The following is a 21,633-nucleotide window of genomic DNA, read 5'->3' on the forward strand; positions in this document are numbered from 1 at the left end:
CGGTGAAACTCCCAAAGGGCAAGTTTTACACGCGTTTATGCTGCGTTATTGATTTTGGAAAGGGAACAACCATTACCTGCAATCAATGCCTTGCCTAAACGCGTGTAAATTCTTGCTGAAATCGAGTATCTTCAGGTTGTTTGGGTATATAGGACCTAGGACACAACATTAATCATTAGCACGCCCATAAGGAGATTTAAATGAACAAAATGTTTGTTATTGCTCAAATGGAAAGAGCCCACACAGATGCTATTGCTCATGGGTTAGCATTAGCGAAGCAATTAAATAAACAAGCCGAGGTGTTTGCTTATACTTATGCTTATTTAAGTGGTGCCGACCGTGATAACCCAAGGTTAGCGGGCGTGGCTCAAAAAGCCTTAATGACTCAACGAGAAAAACAATTACAAGCCCATTTAGATACGCTCGATGCTGAAGATGTGCCATTGCATGTGATTTGGAGTAAGTATCTTTTTGAACATGCTTGCAGCCATGCGCAGCGTCATGGCTTTGATTTAATGGTTAAAGCGGTTCACTATGCCGACCATTATTTACCGACCGATTGGCAGCTTATACGCCATACCAAAGTACCATTACTATTGTTAACAAACAATCCGTTAAATAATGGTAACACCACGTTAGTCTCAATCGACCTAGGCACCAGTAACCCTGCGAAACAACGTCTTAATGATGCCGTAATAGCCCATGGAAAGCAGTTTGCGAAAGCAACGGGGACAACATTACATGTGGCTTACGTACTCAGAATTCCGCAAATTGTTCGCGATATGGATTTGCTTGATATTAATGCCCTAGTGAAAAAGGCGTATGTGGAGCATAAACAAAAAATTGCTGAAATTGGTGTCGAAGCAGATTGCATGCACATTATTACTGGTGAGCCAGAGTTGTGTTTATTTGAATTAGCCTGCCGCTTAAAAAGCCAATATTTTGTAGTAGGAGCAAGGCAGCGCCAAGGATTGTTAGGACGAATTATTGGCAATACTGCAGAAGCCATTTTAAGCCGGATGCGCAGCAATGTATTGGTTATCCCAACCGAAGAATAATGCTTAAAAAAAGCCCGGTAAAAACCGGGCTTATTGCAAATGACACTTAAATCTTAAAACGTCATTTCAGGCACATGGTCTGGTACCACGAGCTTACCCGCAGTTTTAGCCACAATTTCATCAACTGTTACGCCTGGTGCACGTTCGAGCAAATGAAATGCACCGTCTTTAATTTCCATAAAGGCTAAGTCGGTCATTACCCGTTTAATGCAGCCATATCCGGTTAACGGTAGCTCGCAGGTGGATAACAATTTAGAGTTACCACGTTTATCTGCGTGCATCATGGTGACAATAATGTTGTCAGCGCCAGCGACTAAATCCATTGCGCCGCCCATGCCTTTAATCAGTTTTCCTGGGATCATCCATGAGGCGATTGATCCATTAACATCCACTTCAAATGCACCTAGTACGGTAAGATCTACGTGGCCGCCACGGATCATCGCAAAACTCTCTGCCGATGAAAAAAATGATGCACCAGGCACAGCGGTAACCGTTTGTTTACCCGCATTAATAAGGTCTGCATCAATTGTCTCTTCGGTAGGGAATTCGCCCATACCCAATAAGCCATTCTCAGACTGCAGCATCACTTGCATGCCCTGTGGAATATAGTTAGCCACAAGGGTCGGGATACCAATACCAAGGTTTACGTAAAAGCCGTCTTGTAATTCTTTTGCTACGCGCTGGGCGAGTTGTTCTCTGGTCAATGCCATGGTGTTATCTCCCTTATTTCGCAGCTTTAACGGTACGTTGTTCGATACGTTTTTCAAAGCTGGCTTTGATGACGCGGTCAACATAAATACCGGGTGTATGGATGTGGTCTGGATCGAGCTCGCCTGGTTCAACAATCTCTTCAGCTTCGACGACGGTAATTTTGCCTGCGGTAGCCATCATTGGGTTAAAGTTGGCGGCGGTTTTACGAAACACTAAATTACCCATGGTGTCTGCTTTCCACGCGCGAACTAAGGCAAAATCTGCCGTTAATGATTCTTCTAATACGTAATGACGACCTTTAATTTCGCGGGTTTCTTTGCCGTCAGCTATTGGCGTGCCGTAACCTGTGGCAGTAAAAAAGGCTGGAATACCGGCGCCGCCGGCACGGATTTTTTCGGCCAATGTGCCTTGTGGCGTGAGTATGACATTAAGCTCACCAGACAACATTTGTTGTTCAAAGGTGGCATTTTCGCCAACATAAGAGGCAATCATGGTCGAAATTTGATGTTGTTTAAGCAATAAGCCTAAACCAAAATCATCAACCCCAGCATTGTTTGAAATGGCGGTTAAGCCTTTTACACCCAATTTAACCATGTGGTTAATTAAGCCTTCTGGAATGCCACACAAACCAAAGCCGCCGACCATAATGGTCATGTCGTCATTCAGTCCTGCTAGTGCTTCGTCATAGCTGTGGACGACTTTATTGAATCCTGCCATCTTGTTGTCCTTATTGTTATGTTCACAACGGTGAGTATTTTTCTGCTAACCAGTGTGAGTATATGTGATTATGTTCTGATTGCATTTGCCACTTTAGACCCATTAGTGCGCCCCAACACGCGGCTAATGTTGTCGCCCGCTAATGCAAGCTTAGTTAAATCAATGCCGGTATCAATCCCCATACCATGGAGCATGTAGACTAAATCTTCAGTGGCGAGATTGCCCGACGCACCTTTGGCGTATGGACAACCACCAAGGCCAGCAACCGAGGCGTCAAACACGCTAACACCGGTTTCAAGGCAGGCGAATATGTTGGCTAATGCTTGGCCATAGGTGTCATGAAAGTGCAGGGCTAATTTATCAACAGGCACCCCTTTGGCGACAGTTTCTACCATTTGCCGCGCTTTATTGGGTGTACCCACACCAATAGTGTCGCCTAATGATATTTCGTAACAACCCATTTGGTAGAGGATCTCAGAGACTCTCGCGACTTCACTCACTGCAATATTGCCTTCGTATGGGCAACCGAGCACACAAGATACATACCCTCGAACCCGAATGTTGTGCTTTTGTGCCGCTTCGATAAGTGGAGCAAAGCGTGCGATTGACTCATCGATAGAGCAATTAATATTTTTCTGACTAAAGCTTTCTGACGCGGCGCCAAAAATAGCCACTTCATCAGCGCCAGCCGCTAATGCTAACTCAAACCCTTTTAGATTAGGGGTGAGGGCGCTGTAAACCACATTGGGTTTACGCTTTATTTGACGCAATATGTCATTCGAGTCAGCCATTTGCGGCACCCATTTAGGTAACACAAAGCTGCCTGCTTCAATACGTTTAATGCCGGCTTCGGCAAGTTGTGTGATTAATATCAACTTGTCTGCAGTGCTAACAGGCACCTCATTTTGCAAGCCGTCACGGGCGCCGACCTCAAAAATACTCACGTTAGTCGGTAACATTTATGCTTCCTCGGCGTTGGCTTCAGTGGCTAATGGTTCAACGTTTAACAGTTGTGCGCCATCGCTAACAAGCTCACCGCTTTGGAAATAAAACTCGCTCACCACACCGTCAAATGGCGCTTCAATGGTGTATTCCATCTTCATGGCTTCCATCACTAATAAGCCTTGGCCGGCTTTAACGTGTTGGCCCACTTCGACTAAATGTGTCACAACCGTGCCATTCATTGGCGCTTTAAGTTTATCTGCATGGTTGACCACTTCCTCAACGACTTGAGCCAAAATGGCTTTAAAGTGATAGCTGCCAGAAGGTAAAAATAAGGTCACGTCATCGCCTTGATGGCTAACAGGCACTTTGCTTTTATGGCCGTTGATTTCAGCAAGCAGTAAATCGGCTTTTAGTTCGCCCGCTAAGTTCAGCACTTGGTCGTGTAAGCATAATTGATATTGCTCACCCATGGCGGTAATCACTAAATCATGTTGTAGCGTGCCCGTGGTTGTATCGGCTAATAGGGATACATGATGCACGCTAGAGCTATTGAGTCTAAAGCCACTGACTTGGCCCCAAGGCGAGTAAGGATCGGCGCTATTGATGGCCAGAGCTTTTGCCGCTTGTTTGCGAGATAACACTTGAAACAGACCTGCTAGAGCTAACGCGGTATCGGCTTCAATAGCAGCATCACCAATTAAGGTGTCGCCATAGCGCTCAATAAAGTCAGTGCAGAAATCGGCTGCAGCAAAAGCAGGGTGCTCTGCAATATTGGCTAAAAATTCGATGTTATGTTTAAGACCGCTAATTTGATATGACTCAAGCGCATGGACTAAACGTTGCAGCGCGCGAGGACGTGACTCGTCCCACACAATCAATTTGGCGATCATCGGGTCGTAAAAGTTACTGATGACATCGTTTTCACGAATGCCTGAGTCGATGCGCACATGGCGGTTTTGTTCAGGCTCACGTAAAAAGTTGAGTTTACCGCTGGCAGGTAAAAATTCGTTTTGTGGGTCTTCAGCGTAAATGCGCACTTCAAATGAATGGCCATGAATACGCACTTCATCTTGGCGCAGCGGCAATTCGCCACCACTGGCAACAATCAACTGCCATTTTACGAGGTCTTGGCCTGTCACCATTTCAGTTACTGGGTGCTCTACTTGCAAACGAGTGTTCATTTCCATGAAGTAGAAGCTGTTGTCGGTGTCGAGCAAAAACTCAACCGTGCCCGCGCCAACATAATCAATGGCTTGAGCAGCAGCCACGGCAGCATTACCCATTTGTGCGCGAAGCTCGTCAGACAACCCCGGAGCAGGCGCTTCTTCAACCACTTTTTGATGGCGACGTTGAATAGAGCAATCTCGGTCTGATAAATAAATAGCATTACCCTGTGTGTCGGCAAACACCTGCACTTCAACATGGCGCGGTTGACGTAAGTAGCGCTCCATGAGCAGTTTGTCATTACCAAATGATGAGATGGCTTCGCGGCGCGCAGACTTTATAGCGTCGAGAATTTCACCCTCGTTTTCAACGATACGCATCCCTTTACCACCGCCGCCGTAGGCCGCTTTAATCAGTAACGGGAAGCCAACAGCTTTTGCTTCGGCGATTAAGGTGGCATCGGTTTGATCGTCACCGTGATAACCCGGCACTAAGGGCACATTGGCTTTTGACATGATTTCTTTGGCGGCGCTTTTACTGCCCATGGCATCAATGGCATCGCTACCAGGGCCAACAAAGGCTATGCCATTTTGCTCGCATTGACGGGCAAATTCGGCATTTTCAGATAAAAAACCATAACCAGGGTGAATCGCTTCAGCGCCCGATTTTTTGGCAATCTCGATAATTAAATCGGTTTTTAAATACGAGTCAGCAGGGGCGCTGCCGCCTAGGTAAAACGACTCATCAGCCATGGCCACATGGCGGGCATCTTTGTCGGCATCGGAATAAAGGGCGATGGTGCGAACACCCATGGTCTGCGCGGTTTTAATAATACGGCAAGCAATTTCACCACGGTTAGCAATCAGTAATTTGGTAAACATTATTGGGCTCCTTGTGGATCAGATTTTAGGTGTTGCCATGCAGGCGGTCTTTTTTCAAAAAAGGCATTAAGTCCCTCTTGGCCTTCATCTGATACACGAATACGAGCAATCTGCTCGCTGGTAAAATTGAGCGTAGCGTCGTCAATCACGCCGTTTTCTAAATGCGATACAAGATTTTTTGCCCATGCCATGCCCTGAGGACTGTTGGCATTAAATGCGGCGATAAAAGGGGTCGCCGCTGCATCTAAATCATCGTTAATTTCATGAATAACTTGATGGGTTAAAGCTACATCAGCACTAAAGCGTTCAGCGGTGAGCATAAAGCGACGCGATTGGCGATTACCCATGGCACGAACCACATACGGGCTAATGACCGCAGGAATAAGCCCGAGTTTGACTTCGCTTAAGCAAAAACTGGCGCGAGTATTAGCAATGGCAATATCGCAGCAACAAATTAAGCCTAATGCGCCACCAAACGCGGCACCTTGCACAAGGGCAATGGTCGGTTTTGGGAATTTGTCGAGTACGTGCATTAACTTGGCAAGCTCGTGGGCGTCGGTGAGGTTTTGCTCAAAATCCATTTGGGCTTGTTTGCGCATCCAATTAAGATCGGCTCCAGCGCTGAAATTTTTGCCATTAGCACGCAATATCAACATATTGCACTGGCTGTCTTTGGCAAAGTGTTCGATAGCCTGGATCATCTCGCTAATCATCACTTCATCAAAGGCATTATGTACTTCTGCGCGGTTTAGCACGAGTTGCGCCACACCTTGCTCAAGGCTGCATACAATGTGTTTATAGGGTGTAGATGTCATTTTTATTGTCTCCTAGTCAGTTGAATTAACCGCACAATTACATGCGGAACACCCCAAAGCGGGTGTCTTCAATAGGAGCATTTAATGCTGCCGATAACGCCAGGCCAACAACATCGCGGGTTTGCGCCGGGTCAATAATGCCATCGTCCCAAAGTCGGGCGCTGGCATGATACGGATGACCTTCTTTTTCGTATTGCTCAACAATGGGTTTACGGAATGTTTGTTCATCTTCTGCTGACCATTCAACACCTTTACGGGCTAAACCATCGCGGCGCACGGTGGCTAGTACGCCAGCAGCTTGTTCGCCGCCCATTACCGAGATACGCGCGTTTGGCCACATCCACATCATGGTGGGTTCAAATGCACGGCCGCACATGCCGTAGTTACCCGCGCCATAACTGCCACCGATAATCACGGTAAATTTAGGCACATTGGCACAAGAAACCGCAGTCACCATTTTGGCGCCGTGTTTGGCTATGCCTTCGTGTTCGTACTTTTTACCCACCATAAAGCCGGTGATATTTTGCAGGAATAACAGCGGAATTTTGCGTTGGCAACAAAGTTCAATAAAGTGAGCGCCTTTTTGGGCAGATTCAGAAAACAAGATGCCATTATTGGCGACAATGCCGACGGGGTAACCGTGAATACGCGCAAAACCACACACTAGGGTTGCGCCGTAATTGGCTTTAAATTCGTCAAAGTCAGAATCATCAACCACGCGGGCAATGACTTCTTTTACATCGAATGGCTTTTTAAGATCGGTGCCGACAATGCCGTACAATTCATGGATGTCGAATTGTGGTGGTTTGACCGGGCTTAATAAGCTTTTGATTTCTTTTTGATGATTAAGACGCAGCACTGCACGGCGAGCAAGCTCTAGTGCGTGTTCATCATTTTGGGCTAAATGATCGGCAACACCGGATATTTTAGTGTGCACTTCTGCGCCGCCAAGTTCTTCGGCACTGACCTCTTCACCGGTAGCCGCTTTAACAAGGGGAGGGCCGGCTAAAAAAATGGTGCCTTGCTCTTTAACGATAATCGACTCGTCTGCCATGGCGGGGACATAAGCGCCGCCAGCGGTACATAACCCCATTACCACTGCAATTTGCGGAATGCCTTTGGCTGACATTTGCGCCTGATTGTAAAAAATTCGCCCGAAATGATCGCGGTCTGGAAACACTTCATCCTGGCGGGGTAAATTCGCGCCGCCTGAATCAACTAAGTAGATACACGGTAAATGGCAACGGCTGGCAATTTCTTGCGCGCGTAAATGCTTTTTAACCGTAATAGGGTAATACGTGCCGCCCTTTACCGTGGCATCATTGGCGATAATCATGCACTCAACACCACTGACCCGGCCAATACCGACAATAACCCCTGCGGCAGGGACTTCTTCGTCATAGACTTCGTAGGCAGCAAATTGCGATATTTCTAAAAAAGGTGAACCAGGGTCAAGCAGCTTTTCGACGCGCTGACGCGGTAATAATTTGCCACGCGAAAGATGACGTTCAAGTGCCACAGGGCCGCCACCTTGTTCGATTTTTGCGAGCTTTTGTTGAAGGTCGTCAACGAGTAACGCCATGCTGTCTGACTTGGCTTTAAATTCGTCACTGCGAGGATTGATACGGCTGCTTAGTTGCGTCATTTCTATATCCTTGATGAAGCAAAAAATAGGGACGTGATTAGGGCGACGTAACATGCTGGTTTGTCGCCCTAGTGGGCAAGATTAAGTTATTTAGACTCGTTAAAGAGTTCGCGGCCAATGAGCATGCGGCGAATTTCTGAGGTTCCTGCACCAATTTCGTAAAGCTTAGCGTCACGCAATAAACGGCCGCTGGCGTATTCGTTAACATAACCATTGCCGCCGAGTAATTGAATGGCATCTAAAGCCATTTTAGTGGCCAGTTCTGCACTGTATAAAATCGCGCCTGCGGCATCTTTGCGGGTGGTTTCACCGCGATCACAGGATTTTGCTACGCTGTAAACATATGAGCGAGCTGCATTCATACCCGTGTACATATCAGCCAGTTTGCCTTGCACTAATTGGAATTGACCAATAGATTGGCCGAATTGTTCGCGCTCATGAATGTAAGGCACGACGATGTCCATACAAGCGGACATAATGCCTAAGGGGCCGCCCGATAACACAACGCGCTCATAATCTAGCCCGCTCATTAATACTTTTACGCCGTTGTTGAGGCCGCCTAAGATGTTTTCTTCTGGCACTTCACAGTCTTCAAATACCAATTCACAAGTGTTCGATCCGCGCATACCAAGCTTGTCGAGTTTTTGCGCCTGACTAAATCCTTTGTAGCCACGCTCAACGATAAACGCGGTAATGCCGTGGGCGCCTTTATCTATGTCAGTTTTGGCGTAAATAACATAGGTGTGGGCGTCTGGACCGTTAGTGATCCACATCTTATTGCCGTTAAGGATGTAACGGTCACCTTGTTTGCAGGCATGTAGCTTCATTGACACCACATCAGAACCGGCATTCGGTTCGCTCATGGCAAGGGCGCCAATGTGTTCGCCGCTGACGAGCTTGGGTAAATATTTGGCTTTTTGAGCGTCATTACCGTTGCGATTAATTTGGTTAACACACAAGTTTGAGTGGGCGCCGTAGCTTAAACCGATAGAGGCAGATGCGCGGGAGATTTCTTCCATTGCGACAACGTGAGCAAGGTAGCCCATGTTAGCGCCACCATATTGCTCATCAACAGTGACACCTAATAAACCCATATCGCCAAGTACTGGCCATAATTGATTAGGGAAGGCATTGTCGATATCGACTTGGGCAGCCATAGGGGCGATTTCGTTAGCGGCAAAACCACGTACGGCATCACGTAACATATCTACATCTTCACCTAAGCCGAAGTTTAGGCTGGTATATAAGTCGCTCATTTGCTTGTGTCCTGTTGAATTTTTATTATTGTCTGTCAAACATGACTGCCAACGTTATAGGGTACGTTTTAGGCAGTGGGGTAACGCTCTGGCTGAATTGAGTCAGCCATGTTGTGATTACTTAACCTTTTTACTGTTGTTATCTTCTAATGCCGCTTTGCATTGCTGTTCGGCTGAATTGAGTTCCATCAGCACCACTTTAATGTCGTCCATTTGTTGTTGCAGTGCCGATTTCTTTTCGTTAACCAAATCAAGCATGGTGTTGAGCTGAGTAGAACTGCTTTTATCGGCATCGTAAAGCTCAAACAGTCGGCGCGTTTCTGCTAGTGAAAATCCAAGGCGCTTACCTCGTAAAATAAGCTTTAATCGAACGCGATCTTTTAAACTGTAAATGCGGGTTTGTCCGCGACGCTTAGGTTTGATTAAGCCTTGGTCTTCGTAAAAACGAATGCTACGGGTGGTGATATCAAATTCTTTTGATAAGTCACTAATTGAATATGTGGATTGTGGGCTATGGATTGTGCTCATCATGTCACCAAAATGGTTTCTTTTGATGCAAGATATATGAAGTTTACGTAAAGGTAAAGTTTGCGGGGCGTAATTTGACCATTTTTGCTGTTTGGAGTATTACATTATTTTGGTGAATGAATCTCTATTATACCTTAACCAACTGTTATATCGAACTTTTTTATGTTAACGAATAAAGCCGGTTTTAAGGTGGGCAGGCAGTTGAAACCTAAGGTTTTTTTGAAGATTTTATCGTCTATTATCCCTTTGTCTAATAGGGCTATTTAATTAATTCTGCTCATAATCATTGCAATACACGCTAATTAATGGAGAGCAATATGGCTGACTTAGGACTATCAATGCACGCACAATCGATAGCCGAGCCCGAAGTATTTTGGCAACAAGCTGCAGAGGCCATCAGTTGGGACATTGCACCGAACACGGTGTTAGACGACAGTAACAAGCCTTTTTATCGCTGGTTTGCAGATGGCAAAATGAACACTTGTTTTAACGCAGTCGACCGTCATGTGCTTGCGGGTCGAGGCGAACAAACGGCTATCCATTATATTAGCCCTGTGACTCAAAATGAATATTCTATTAACTACGACTCTGTATTGGCTCAAGTTAAACGCCTAGCGGGTTTAATGACATCATTGGGTGTGACGAAAGGTGACCGCGTGGTCATTTACATGCCTATGGTGCCAGAAACCGCTTATGCCATGTTAGCGTGTGCGCGCATTGGTGCGATTCACTCTGTGGTATTTGGTGGCTTTGCTGCCAATGAATTATCAACTCGAATTAATGATGCCAAACCTAAGTTAATCTTGTCAGCCTCTTGCGGTATTGAGCCATCTGGTGTGGTGCCGTACAAACCGTTATTGGACGATGCATTATCTCAAGCGCAACATAAAGTGGATCATTGCATTATTTTAAATCGTACTGAATACCAAGCAGAACTGCATACTCCGCGAGATCTTGATTGGTACGGTGCATTAGTTGATGCACCGGATGTTGATTGTGTGTCATTAGAAGCGACAGACCCCTTATACGTGCTGTATACCTCGGGAACAACAGGGCAACCTAAAGGAGTGGTGCGCGATAATGGTGGTCATGCTGTTGCCTTAGCATGGTCGATGAAGCATATCTATGATGTTGGTATTGGTGATGTATTTTGGGCGGCGTCAGATGTGGGGTGGGTTGTGGGACACTCTTATATTGTCTACGGTCCACTGTTGGTGGGCGCAACGACGATAATGTATGAGGGGAAACCGATAGGCACTCCAGATGCAGGCGCATTTTGGCGTATTATCGAACAAAAACAAGTGCGTAGTTTCTTTACTGCACCTACGGCTATCCGTGCTATTAAGCGAGAAGATCCTGAAGGTGAATTTATTAAGCAATTTGATCTTACTTGCCTTAAGCAAATGTATTTAGCGGGTGAGCGCTGCGATCCTGAAACGCTTAATTGGAGTCAGCAACAATTAGGTAAACCCGTTGTTGACCATTGGTGGCAAACCGAAACTGGCTGGCCTGTTGCCGCCAACTTGATGGGAACTAACCCTATTGAAATTAAAGCCGGTTCACCCGCTAGGGCGGTACCGGGTTATCAGGTAGAAATTTTAGATGCGATGGGCGAGCAAGTGGCCAACAATGAAAGCGGCAACGTAGTGATTAAGCAGCCCTTGCCACCTGGCACGCTCACAACACTTTGGCAAAATGATAAACGTTATATTGACAGTTATTTGTCTATGTACCCCGGTTATTATTTAACAGGGGATGCAGGTTACATCGATGACGATGGCTACCTGTATATTATGAGCCGTATTGACGACATCATTAATGTTGCCGGTCACCGACTATCAACGGGCCGTTTTGAAGAAGTATTGTGTCAGCACGAAGCCGTTGCTGAGGCTGCGGTTATTGGCGTGCAAGACAAACTAAAAGGCCAGGTGCCCTTGGGCTTAGTAGTCCTTAAAAATGGGGTGACCTTATCTGATGAAGTGCTTTATAAAGAGTTGCTTGCATTAGTGCGTCACGAAATTGGCCCGGTAGCGTCATTTAGATTAGTCAGTGCAGTGCAAAAGCTGCCTAAAACGCGTTCTGGTAAAATTTTGCGGGCGACCATGCGTAAAATTGCTGATAACAATGAGTACACTGTTCCTGCAACGATTGAAGATCCAATGACCTTAGATATTATTCGCACTACATTGACCAAGATGGGCTATGCCGATGCATTGGCGAAGGAGTTATTTGTTTAATTAGCTTGCTGACTTGGTTAACAATGTTGAGACGAGGCTGTTTTGAGTTGACAGACCCTAGATGTAGGTTTAAATATGAAAAAAGTGCCGAGTATAAACTTGGCACTTTATTATCTTTTATATTTTTGGGTTATGCAGAATATTCAAAAGGATCTATATTACCCAAAACCGATGCGTACTTGACGGTTAAAAAGTCAGTTGAAAAAAATTGTTTTGATCCATCATTGGCTGTTTGAATAGATATATCATCAAATCCTCCAGCAGCGTGAAACTCATCAATTAGTTCATCTATCTTAGTTTTTTCTAGATGATAAGGTGGATGCGTAAAATTATTTGCATCAACCAATTCTCCTAACGCACCATAACGTCTAACTTCATTCGCAATCGTGTCGAGTAAGTCACCATTGTGGACACCAATCCATTGTTCAGCATAGCTCTTTACAATGTATTTTTTAGAGTAAAAGTAAGAGTCATCTTTTGCTTCAATCAATATAATATCAGCATATTGTTCATCTTCAATTAATGCTTCATAGGCTTCATTAATATCTTCTATCTCTAATTCCAGACCTGCTACTGCAATAATCTGATCTGCAGTAACTAAGCGGCCATCTCGACTCAATAAGCGAATATAATCCACTAATTCAATCATAATTTCACCATCGAATTAGGCAGGTAATAGCCCTAAGCTTTCAAGTTTATCCGCTGCGTAGCCAAGATTAAATCTCTCAAGGGTAGCGCGAGTAGGTACACCTGTTGCTTTATCCCAACCCATTTCTTCGTAGAACAAATCTAGTCCAAGCTGTATGTCGTCACGATCCATTTTAATCGTACCTTCATCACCAAATGCAGCCTCAGGATCCATATCATATACCCACTCACATAATTCATCATGGTTGTTACGTTGATCCGGTTCTTTCATTTGTAGTACTGTTAATGCACGGTGAAGTTGTAAGACTCTCTCTGCTTTATCATCAAGCTCTTGCTCGGAGGTTTCAATCCCTGTAACAAGAGAGAACATTTGTGATTCAATTGAGCTATCACCAAGATAGTCTTTGTTAACGTCTGGAGAGACAAGGAGTGGGAACATCCAGTTACATACAGTAAGAGAATCATGCAGAACGTTTTTCACTAAACACCATTTGGCAAACTTGGCTTTAGCAACATTCATCGCTGTATAGTGTTTAACAGGGTCAAAAGCATTTTCGCCCCACATTGATTCTGCTACTTCAGCAATTTTTGCATAAGGCAGACCGCAATTAATTAAGTTTATGTGTGAATGACATTGTGGGTCGCGGTTAAATACCGTTGCCAATAATGCACCAACTTGTCCAGCTGCTTCACTCGCATGGTGAAGACCACCCACCATTGAACGGTTAAATACATGTGTACCTTCATCGAGGAATACACTGTAAGTTTTACCTGCATAATCATGTTCAAGATCTGCTTCAAGGGCAAAAGTTAGTTCCGCCATTCTAGGAGTTTCAACACCATCAAGCACATCTTGAATGTTATATAGCTCGCCTTCATCGTTAATGAAATTATGTAATCCAGTGCCTAAAAAGCGTCCAAAATAATTCGAACCATTATAAGATTTGGCTAAACCAATACGAGTATAATAGTCTTGCATAAAGTGGGCATCTAGATTTGCATACTGTTCCCAGTTTATGGCTGCAAACTCTTCTGCGGGTAATAAAATTTCCCAAAATGAACGTTTAGTGAATTCGCGCATTAGGTGTGACAATTGACCATAAGCACTCCAAATCGCTAAGTCATCCATGTAATAACCACCAATAGTCATGATATCAGTCTTTTTTTCACCGTTACCAGGTTTCCCCATTGAATACCAAGGATCTAGAAATCCCATACATGTGTTGGTGAGGTATTCTGTTGGTAAGTTATACTCAGTTTTCATTTTAGGGTTTTTGAGTTCACAAAAACACCGGATTGGGCAAGAGTGACAACCACCAGGGCGTTTAAAGATTTTATTGGCTTCTTCACGGCCAAAATACATTTCGGCCATTGATGTGCGCATACCGACCTTTTGGCGGTCGTCCCAAGGGGTTTCTTCTAATATCACTGGATCATCTGCAGCGCCCCAAGTCACACCAGGACCACCGCGCCAACGACTGGATCCACCACTATATTCAGCCCAAGATTGAGGCTCTTTAGGAACCACACCCTGATTATTTGCACCAATAATACCAAGGATGTGATCGTCAAGAGCTCGAAGTTGCTCATTAGTGGTACTTTCAGCAATTTCAACACGACCGGTACCAATAATTCCGATTGCTTTTAATTTCTTAGAACCTAATACCGAACCATGTCCGCCTGCAGAATGCCCCCCTTGGGTTTGAAAGGTAGATTGCGCTACTAAGTTTTCTCCAGCAGGTCCAATCGCAGCCACTTGTGCTTGTTGTCCCATCATTTTACTAACGGTTGCAAAAGTATCAAATACACCTACACCCCATAATGAATCAGCAGGTTCTAAGGTGACTTTGTCATCAACAATTTTTAACCACACTGGCGTTGAAGATTTACCTTCAATTATGATTGCATCATATCCAGCATATTTTAACTCGGGGGAAAAATGGCCACCAAAATGTCCGTCAGTAATTAAATGTCCTCTAATGACAGGATTTCGAGAGGTAATTGTGGTTCTTGCTGAGCATATCGCACCAGAACCACTTAGTGGGCCTGCTGAAATGACTAATTTATTTTCTTCATCGGTTGCTTTAATTCCATCGACATGGTCATCCCATAAAACTTTATAACCAATTCCCATGCCGCCAATATAATCGTGGTATTTATTTGTTGACTCTGTTGTTATTTGACCTGTAGTTAAATTAACGCGTAAAACATTACCGGCCCAGCCGCCATATGTACTACTCATAATGATTCCTTAAAATTTATTTATATTTAAATGAGAGTTAAATGAGAGTTAAATATTTCTCATGCTGTTCTACTGCAGCAACGGCGTCTTCCCAAGTATAAAATTTGATAGCACCAGTTGGGCACACTTGGGCGCAGTTTGGATTACCTTCACAAAGGTCACATTTAAGAGATTTCCTTGTAATACTATCAATAGTGATGACTTGCTGTGGACATTTGTCAGCACAATAACCGCAACCGACACAGAGCGCTTCGTCGACCACTCTTGCTCCGGTGGTTTCATTGACATAAATTGCGCCTTGAGGGCAAACTGTCATGCAGACATCACACTGGCGACAAGTCGACGGAACAATAGTGCCGTCGCCTTGTTCACCGCGTTGGTCTTCATAATTTGGTTGTACACCATGAGGACCAAAATTGAGATTTTTGTCGACTTTGATTCTTGCGGTACTCGGGCTTACTGCAGAAGTTCCATGGCTCCAACTACAAGCAATTTCACAACGACGACAGCCAACACAATACACAGGGTTTACGACCATTAACCCACCAGGGAGGACTTTAACAACGGTGCTTTCACTTGTATCATCACTACTGCCACAACCCGTTAAAAAACTCGCTAAGGTTCCGTAATACACTGTACCAACAGCGACCTTAGCACCATTAGCAAGTAATGCTCTCCTAGTAATCATTTTCATTTCCTTATAATTAGTTAATAATTGAAATTATGATTATTGTTTATAATTAATCTATTATAAGTATTCGTTAACCAACTTTATATTAAGGTGATGAGTATCACGTTTTGATTTATATTCTCCCAAAATGTCTCTATAAGTTTATTAATGTATAAAATTAATCACTTTTTAAAAAGTTTTGCGATGTGAGTTTTTTATTTAATTATTAATTATTTAATTATAGTTTTTTTGCTTTTGATTTTGTTAATTGTTGGTTTTGAAATTGCAAAATTTGAAAATCTATGTTTGTTGGCTTTAACATATTAATAATTTACCTGCAGATAATTCGGTAGATAATTCGGTAGATAGTTTGTTTACTTGATCTTTATCACGATATGTTTTTTTTAAATAATAAATCATTATAAATAGATTGGTTTGTGATTAAAAATAATAAGGGATATCTGTGATGAATATAAAATTAAAAAAAAGGAAATATAAATTATGGTTAATAATGCCATTTTTATTAATTCCCATATTGACGCTGACGGCTTGTTCTGACACTTCAGATGATCCAGAAGGCGAAGAGGTAGACAATGAAGATATTAATGTTTCTGTTTTATCTGCTACCTCTTTAAAAGCGTCAATAGAGTCAGTGACTATTGATGAAAGTCTTGCTGTTTCATTTGATTTTTACTTAAGTAATGCTAACGGTGTTGCCGTTGTTGGTTTGGATGAATTGGATTCTATTCCAACACTTGGGGCGGGTATAGCCAAATTAGGCGTTGAACAAAAACGAGTAAGGCCATTAAACAGCGGCCAAGAAATGGTAACAGCAGAAGAATCATCAGATGTCTCTCCTCAACCTCAGTGGGTTAGTTACATTAATAATCTTGTTGAACCTGGTGATGTGGCAGATAACGATTTAGAAACAGGGTGGGATGAATTTAAAGGCGCTCAATGGCAAGCAGGCATCGAAACTGACTGCGGTGTGGAGTGCATTACATCGATAGGTAATGGACTATACCGTTATACCTTCAAACAAACATTAGAAAATTATTCTGCAATTGATGGTATTGATACTGATTATGCCCCAGAATTAATTCATCGTATTTATTTAGAATTATTACCCTATTCAGAAGCGTCCGCTTCTACCATGTTAGTCAATACAACTTTTGATTTTGATCCTCTCACGGGGGGGGAGGCTGATTCCGGTGATAGTCGTGTGCTAATTTCACAGGAACAAAGTTGTCATCGTTGTCACACTACTGATTTATCTGCTGAAAATAGTTTAATCATGCACGGTGGAAAACGCTTTGATTATGAAGGATGTGTTATGTGTCACACCAGTTATTCTGGCGATCCGGAAACGGGCGCCAGTATTGGTATGGCGACATTAATCCATAAAATTCATAAGAGTGATTATGTGATTGTCGGTTACAATGGGTCTGTGCATGATTACAGTAGCGTAACTTACCCTGGTGACATGCATCAATGTCAACAATGTCATATTGAAGATGTTGCCCCACAAGCTGATTTTTATCAATATCCTGGCCAAGAGACTTGTTTAAGCTGCCATGAAGAATATGCGCCTGAAAACTGGGATGGTACAGCAGTTGGATTATTCCATGACCGAGATGCTTTCCCTGATGCGTGGGAAATGAGCTGTAGCGGTTGCCATCCAGATACTAACAATCCGTTAGGTTCTGCATTATTCCACAATGCCAAGGTCAATATTGTTGAAAATTTAACAACGGAATATCAATTTGCACTGACTAGCAGTGTTTTAGATAGTGAAGCGGGCACATTAACTGCTGAATTAACGTTTAATACCCTGAGTTTAAATCCTGAAGTTGATCCTTCATTTGCAAATTTATGGTTAGTGGCGGTGGGTAACGAAAACCAAACTGATTTACCTGCTAACAATGGTCAACGTCTAGTTTGGGACATCCTTACAGGTGGAGATAACATAAGCTTAGTGAGAGATAGCAATAAAATTACAGTTGTTATCAGTGATATCAATACTGCAAACTTTGGATTGACCGATACTGGTACCTTATATGCTAAAGCATTTGTTTGTGGCGATGAAGAGACTGGACTTGTGACTTCATGTAGCTCTGAAACCGCAACCTCGGTAGAGGTTGTCGCTGATTCTGCTATTGCCCTAACAACCAGTGTGACAAAATACACAGAACTTGTGAGTGAGCAAAAGTGTGTAGCCTGTCATGATAACCAGTTCCAAGAGCGTATCAATACTGCTCACTCTATGGTTGTTGCTCCTGCTAATGGTGCTGAATGTGGTTCATGCCATGCACCACAAATCGCCACAGACTTGGCTGATGGAAGTTGTAAGAGTTGCCACAGTAACAACATGGTTAAATTCATGAATGCGACAGTTATGCATACCCCTGGTGAAGCGAGTATTAAAGCCTCTAGAACACTTGAGAATACTTTGAGTTATCGTGAATTAGTGCATTCATTGCATGCTAATACACGTACAACTCAAGATACTATTGATGGTGATCGTGAAATGATGACATACCCTGAAAAGGTTAGTAATTGTCGTGCTTGTCATGATGAAGGCCAGTTAACGCTAACAAATCTAACCAATGAAAGTTCAGTAGTGGTCGCAAGTCAAGATGCTACATCAGTGGGTCAAACAGCCGAGTATTCGCCTACGGTGTCAGTGTGTGCCACTTGCCATAGCAATATTGATCAATGGGTCGGTCATGCCCGAACATTTGGTGGTATTTATCAGGCGGATGCAACTTCAGGTGCTATTTATCAACCCGGCAATGAAAGCTGTATTCTTTGTCATGCAGAAGGACAATCTGAAGGTGTCGATGTAATGCATGGTGTAAATTAAGCTGTAGTTCAACATGGTTATATATTTAATGTAATATAGGCTGGTACAGTAAAGTACCAGTCTATATTTTTTACTCATACAGGTAACTCTTAACTATCAAAATCAATAATTGCTCACAAAGCCTTGAGAGTGTCGCTCCCCAAGAGAAAGAAATGGTTTGCGCATTTAGCGTGAAGCAAGTTCAAGACCTCGCTTTATTTAATATTACAGCAAAGTGAATGGTTATCCGCCAGCGCAGGTCAATATCTAGAAGTACTTTGGTGTTTCAGCCCCTTCGGTTCATCAGACAATTTTGACGTTCAAAATAGACGAGTTGATGAGCCGCCCCCAAGCGAAAGTCGTTGTTTGAAAGTGCTAATAAAATCCGATGAGCTACCACTGGAAGGGTAACTCAATCGTTCAAAACGAAATTGAAACGTTACTCGCTTATATTATCAATAGAGCCTCATCATTTTTGACTGTAATTTAGTTACAATAATCGCTATAATTGCCAACCAAATGGATTCGCATTACGCGATTAATCTCTGTGACCTGTGGAAAAAATATTATGAATAACCACACCCAACAATCTCACGTCGGCGTTATTGGCCTTGGTGTGATGGGCAAGAACCTTGCACTAAACATCGCGGATAACGGCTATCATGTGGCTGTTTTTGATTTAGATACTCAAAAAGTCAATGCTGCAGTATCTCAAGAAAAAAGTGAGCGTAAAGCCGATGTAGCTGAACGCATGCAAGCCTGTAATAATCTTTCAGAAATGCTCGCCAATTTAGTTGAACCTCGAGTTATCGTATTATCTGTTCCTGCAGGTGCCCCAGTTGATGGTGTATGTAAATCATTAATCGAAGCCGGTATCGAAGCGCAAGACATTGTGATTGATACGGGTAACAGCTTATGGACTGACACCGTAGAACGTGAAGCTAAATATAAAGGACAATTTACCTTTTTTAGCTCAGCGGTATCTGGCGGTGAAGTTGGCGCTCGCTTTGGTCCATCATTAATGCCAAGTGGCGACGAAAATGCCTGGCGTTATGTTGAGCCGATTTGGAAAGCCATTGCCGCTAAAGTCGATCCACAAACGGGTTTACCGATTGAGCGTTTTGAGCCAGGTAATCCGGTTACGGAAGGTGAGCCTTGTACGACTTACATTGGTCCTGCGGGTTCTGGCCATTACGTAAAAATGGTTCATAACGGCATTGAATACGCTGACATGCAGCTGATTTGTGAAGCCTATCAGTTACTCAGCGATGGTTTAGGTCTATCTGCACATGAAGTTGGTGCAATTTTCCAGAAATGGGATAAAGGCATACTCAACAGCTACTTAATGGGTATTAGTGCTGAGGTATTACAACAAGCTGACCCATTAACTGGTAAACCGTTAGTTGAAATGATTTTAGATAAAGCAGGCCAAAAAGGCACTGGTTTATGGACAGCGGTGAGCAGTTTACAAATTGGCTGCCCGGCGCCAACTATCGCTGAAGCTGTATATGCGCGTGCCGTCAGTACCCAGAAAGACTTGCGTATGCAATTAAGTTCAAAGTTAGCTGGACCTGCTCAAGCGATATTGAGCGATGCTGAAAAAGCGGAATTTATTGCTAACCTTGAAGATGCCCTATATTGCGCCAAAGTGTGTTGTTATGCCCAAGGCTTCCAGCTAATGGCTATGGCTGCCAAAGAGCAAAACTGGACGTTAGACTTTGCTGAAATTGCTAAGATTTGGCGTGCAGGTTGTATTATTAGAGCAACCTTCTTACAGTCAATCACTCAGGCTTATCAAGAAGATGCAAATCTTGCTAACTTGTTAATGGCTGACACTTTTAGCCAGACATTGTCGCAAAAACACCTTAACTGGCGTAAAACCGTTGCGGCCTCTGTTATGCAGGGTATTCCTGCACCGTGTATTAGTTCTGCAATCGCTTATTACGACAGCTACCGCTGTGAGACATTACCGGCAAACTTGTTACAAGGACAACGTGACTTTTTTGGTTCGCACACGTTTGAACGTACAGACAAGCCAGCAGGTGAGAAATACCATTTAGACTGGAGTGCTAAGCAGCGCACATTAGCTAAAGTGTAGGTATTTTAGGTTTGAAAAAGGCGTCTCATTATCCATGAGACGCCTTTTTTATTAATTTGATTCATTAGATGTAAAGCAGAGTCACATCAACGTAATGAAAAGAACAAGCCTACACTAAATAATATGCTGAATATCATGGTGAGCTTGGCTGTTTGCCCAAGGATAGGATTAAGTGCTTCGCCTGAGTTGTTATGAAACTCGCGGCTTAAGTTACGCGCAATCACCAACGATACACCTGACAGCAATACCGGTAATCCATCGAGAGAACCTAATAAAAAGCCTGCGATGATGATACCAAATGGCAGGTATACAAAGCTTTGATATAAGACTTTGGCTTGTTCTTCGCCTATTCGAACCGCAAGGGTATTTTTACCCGCTTTAGTGTCGGTTGAAATATCTCGGGTATTGTTAACCAGCATGATTGCCGCGTTAAAAAATCCAATTGCACAGCCCAATAACCATGCGGTTAGGTTAGTGGTTCCCGCTTGTAAATAATAACTGCCTACTACGGCAACTAAACCAAAAAAGACAAATGCGGCTATTTCACCCAAACCATGAGATGCCAGTGGGTAAGGGCCGCCGCTATAACACAAGGCGCCTAGTATTGATGCGGCCGCGAGTATTGCAATTGGCCAACCACCATGGACGATCAAAAGCGAGCCCACAACTAACGCCGTGACGAGACAGCCCACCATAGCATTGCGGACTTGATGTGGCGCTATCATGCCACTTTGGGTGACGCGGGTTGGACCGATACGCTCAGCGGTATCGATGCCATTTTTAAAATCAAAATAGTCATTGGCTAGATTAACTGCAATTTGCAACAAAACAGCGCATAACATTGAAGTAAAAGCGATAACAAAGCTAAATTGGCTTAAGCCAATAGCAAGCATATTGCCTACCAACAAAGGACCAATTGCTGCGGGTAGTGTTCGTGGACGAATAGCAAGAAACCAAGATTGCATTGAACTAGGTTGCATAATATTTTGATATAAAGTGTCGATTAGTCATGGCTAATATCATACCAAAAATTCAAAATAGCTGCAGATATGAATTTTTGCGGTGTATCACTATTTTATAAATTAATATCAGATGATGTTAATTCAAAACTTTATCAACGAATAAGCTAGAAAACCTCTAGTTAACTAGGGTAACCTTAAGCGTTAATTCATGCGT

16 protein-coding genes are annotated in these 21,633 nt (G+C 43.5%); 4 read left to right on the plus strand and 12 right to left on the minus strand.

Annotated elements, in window-relative coordinates:
• The first annotated feature begins 200 nt into the window (after positions 1-200).
• Entirely contained in the window at positions 201-1,058 is an 858-nt protein-coding gene (locus IEY48_RS17490) for a universal stress protein (protein WP_188922641.1), read from the plus strand.
• A 53-nt stretch (positions 1,059-1,111) separates the two neighbouring features.
• Here the strand turns inward: IEY48_RS17490 and IEY48_RS17495 are convergent, their stop codons facing one another.
• From IEY48_RS17495 to IEY48_RS17530, 8 genes are all read right to left on the minus strand, one after another.
• Positions 1,112-1,768, minus strand: a complete 657-nt coding sequence (locus IEY48_RS17495) for a 3-oxoacid CoA-transferase subunit B (RefSeq protein ID WP_188922643.1) — start codon at positions 1,766-1,768, stop codon at positions 1,112-1,114.
• Positions 1,769-1,781: 13 nt separating this feature from the next.
• Positions 1,782-2,486, minus strand: coding sequence for a CoA transferase subunit A (locus IEY48_RS17500; protein WP_188922645.1), 705 nt, complete (start codon positions 2,484-2,486; stop codon positions 1,782-1,784).
• Between the two features lie 68 nt (positions 2,487-2,554).
• Positions 2,555-3,445, minus strand: coding sequence for a hydroxymethylglutaryl-CoA lyase (locus IEY48_RS17505; protein ID WP_188922647.1), 891 nt, complete (start codon positions 3,443-3,445; stop codon positions 2,555-2,557).
• Complete coding sequence (locus IEY48_RS17510; RefSeq protein WP_188922649.1) at positions 3,446-5,476, minus strand: acetyl/propionyl/methylcrotonyl-CoA carboxylase subunit alpha; 2,031 nt, start codon at positions 5,474-5,476, stop codon at positions 3,446-3,448.
• Positions 5,476-6,291, minus strand: a complete 816-nt coding sequence (locus tag IEY48_RS17515; RefSeq protein ID WP_188922651.1) for an enoyl-CoA hydratase-related protein — start codon at positions 6,289-6,291, stop codon at positions 5,476-5,478. Before IEY48_RS17515 ends, IEY48_RS17510 begins: the two co-directional genes overlap by 1 nt.
• Positions 6,292-6,328: 37 nt before the next feature.
• Complete coding sequence (locus tag IEY48_RS17520; protein ID WP_188922653.1) at positions 6,329-7,936, minus strand: carboxyl transferase domain-containing protein; 1,608 nt, start codon at positions 7,934-7,936, stop codon at positions 6,329-6,331.
• A gap of 86 nt (positions 7,937-8,022) precedes the next feature.
• The gene (locus IEY48_RS17525) at positions 8,023-9,192 is read right to left on the minus strand and encodes an isovaleryl-CoA dehydrogenase (RefSeq protein ID WP_188922655.1); all 1,170 of its coding nucleotides are present in this window, start codon (positions 9,190-9,192) and stop codon (positions 8,023-8,025) included.
• Positions 9,193-9,309: 117 nt separating this feature from the next.
• Positions 9,310-9,720, minus strand: a complete 411-nt coding sequence (locus IEY48_RS17530; protein WP_188922657.1) for a MerR family transcriptional regulator — start codon at positions 9,718-9,720, stop codon at positions 9,310-9,312.
• A gap of 317 nt (positions 9,721-10,037) precedes the next feature.
• On the opposite strand from IEY48_RS17530, the gene IEY48_RS17535 reads away from it, so the two are divergent.
• Complete coding sequence (locus IEY48_RS17535; RefSeq protein ID WP_188922659.1) at positions 10,038-11,957, plus strand: propionyl-CoA synthetase; 1,920 nt, start codon at positions 10,038-10,040, stop codon at positions 11,955-11,957.
• Between the two features lie 130 nt (positions 11,958-12,087).
• Here the strand turns inward: IEY48_RS17535 and IEY48_RS17540 are convergent, their stop codons facing one another.
• From IEY48_RS17540 to IEY48_RS17550, 3 genes are read right to left on the minus strand one after another with little or no spacing between them, the layout of a single operon-like run.
• Positions 12,088-12,606, minus strand: coding sequence for a YdhW C-terminal domain-containing protein (locus IEY48_RS17540; protein WP_188922661.1), 519 nt, complete (start codon positions 12,604-12,606; stop codon positions 12,088-12,090).
• Between the two features lie 15 nt (positions 12,607-12,621).
• Complete coding sequence (locus IEY48_RS17545) at positions 12,622-14,847, minus strand: aldehyde ferredoxin oxidoreductase (protein ID WP_188922663.1); 2,226 nt, start codon at positions 14,845-14,847, stop codon at positions 12,622-12,624.
• Between the two features lie 37 nt (positions 14,848-14,884).
• Positions 14,885-15,535, minus strand: coding sequence for a 4Fe-4S dicluster domain-containing protein (locus IEY48_RS17550; RefSeq protein ID WP_188922665.1), 651 nt, complete (start codon positions 15,533-15,535; stop codon positions 14,885-14,887).
• 493 nt (positions 15,536-16,028) lie between these two features.
• Between IEY48_RS17550 and IEY48_RS17555 the strand changes: the two genes are divergently transcribed.
• Together IEY48_RS17555 and gnd are read left to right on the plus strand one after the other, a co-directional pair.
• Positions 16,029-18,380: an OmcA/MtrC family decaheme c-type cytochrome gene (locus tag IEY48_RS17555; protein WP_188922667.1), complete on the plus strand. Its 2,352-nt coding sequence runs from the start codon at positions 16,029-16,031 to the stop codon at positions 18,378-18,380.
• Between the two features lie 547 nt (positions 18,381-18,927).
• The gene (gnd, locus tag IEY48_RS17560) at positions 18,928-20,457 is read left to right on the plus strand and encodes an NADP-dependent phosphogluconate dehydrogenase (protein ID WP_188922668.1); all 1,530 of its coding nucleotides are present in this window, start codon (positions 18,928-18,930) and stop codon (positions 20,455-20,457) included.
• 86 nt (positions 20,458-20,543) lie between these two features.
• Here the strand turns inward: gnd and IEY48_RS17565 are convergent, their stop codons facing one another.
• Positions 20,544-21,437: a 1,4-dihydroxy-2-naphthoate polyprenyltransferase gene (locus IEY48_RS17565; RefSeq protein ID WP_268244302.1), complete on the minus strand. Its 894-nt coding sequence runs from the start codon at positions 21,435-21,437 to the stop codon at positions 20,544-20,546.
• Between the last annotated feature and the right edge of the window lie 196 nt (positions 21,438-21,633).

The organism is Shewanella saliphila, from assembly GCF_014648295.1.
In the GTDB taxonomy this organism is placed as follows: Bacteria; Pseudomonadota; Gammaproteobacteria; order Enterobacterales; family Shewanellaceae; genus Shewanella; species Shewanella saliphila.

What these genes read in the sequence shown, in the direction of transcription:
- IEY48_RS17520 (WP_188922653.1), bottom strand. Translation starts at nt 7,936, where the DNA reads ATGACGCAACTAAGCAGCCGTATCAATCCTCGCAGTGACGAATTTAAA.
- gnd (WP_188922668.1), top strand. Translation starts at nt 18,928, where the DNA reads ATGAATAACCACACCCAACAATCTCACGTCGGCGTTATTGGCCTTGGT.
- IEY48_RS17510 (WP_188922649.1), bottom strand. Translation starts at nt 5,476, where the DNA reads ATGTTTACCAAATTACTGATTGCTAACCGTGGTGAAATTGCTTGCCGT.
- IEY48_RS17550 (WP_188922665.1), bottom strand. Translation starts at nt 15,535, where the DNA reads ATGATTACTAGGAGAGCATTACTTGCTAATGGTGCTAAGGTCGCTGTT.
- IEY48_RS17565 (WP_268244302.1), bottom strand. Translation starts at nt 21,437, where the DNA reads ATGCAACCTAGTTCAATGCAATCTTGGTTTCTTGCTATTCGTCCACGA.
- IEY48_RS17495 (WP_188922643.1), bottom strand. Translation starts at nt 1,768, where the DNA reads ATGGCATTGACCAGAGAACAACTCGCCCAGCGCGTAGCAAAAGAATTA.
- IEY48_RS17555 (WP_188922667.1), top strand. Translation starts at nt 16,029, where the DNA reads ATGCCATTTTTATTAATTCCCATATTGACGCTGACGGCTTGTTCTGAC.
- IEY48_RS17540 (WP_188922661.1), bottom strand. Translation starts at nt 12,606, where the DNA reads ATGATTGAATTAGTGGATTATATTCGCTTATTGAGTCGAGATGGCCGC.
- IEY48_RS17490 (WP_188922641.1), top strand. Translation starts at nt 201, where the DNA reads ATGAACAAAATGTTTGTTATTGCTCAAATGGAAAGAGCCCACACAGAT.
- IEY48_RS17505 (WP_188922647.1), bottom strand. Translation starts at nt 3,445, where the DNA reads ATGTTACCGACTAACGTGAGTATTTTTGAGGTCGGCGCCCGTGACGGC.
- IEY48_RS17515 (WP_188922651.1), bottom strand. Translation starts at nt 6,291, where the DNA reads ATGACATCTACACCCTATAAACACATTGTATGCAGCCTTGAGCAAGGT.
- IEY48_RS17545 (WP_188922663.1), bottom strand. Translation starts at nt 14,847, where the DNA reads ATGAGTAGTACATATGGCGGCTGGGCCGGTAATGTTTTACGCGTTAAT.
- IEY48_RS17535 (WP_188922659.1), top strand. Translation starts at nt 10,038, where the DNA reads ATGGCTGACTTAGGACTATCAATGCACGCACAATCGATAGCCGAGCCC.
- IEY48_RS17530 (WP_188922657.1), bottom strand. Translation starts at nt 9,720, where the DNA reads ATGAGCACAATCCATAGCCCACAATCCACATATTCAATTAGTGACTTA.
- IEY48_RS17500 (WP_188922645.1), bottom strand. Translation starts at nt 2,486, where the DNA reads ATGGCAGGATTCAATAAAGTCGTCCACAGCTATGACGAAGCACTAGCA.
- IEY48_RS17525 (WP_188922655.1), bottom strand. Translation starts at nt 9,192, where the DNA reads ATGAGCGACTTATATACCAGCCTAAACTTCGGCTTAGGTGAAGATGTA.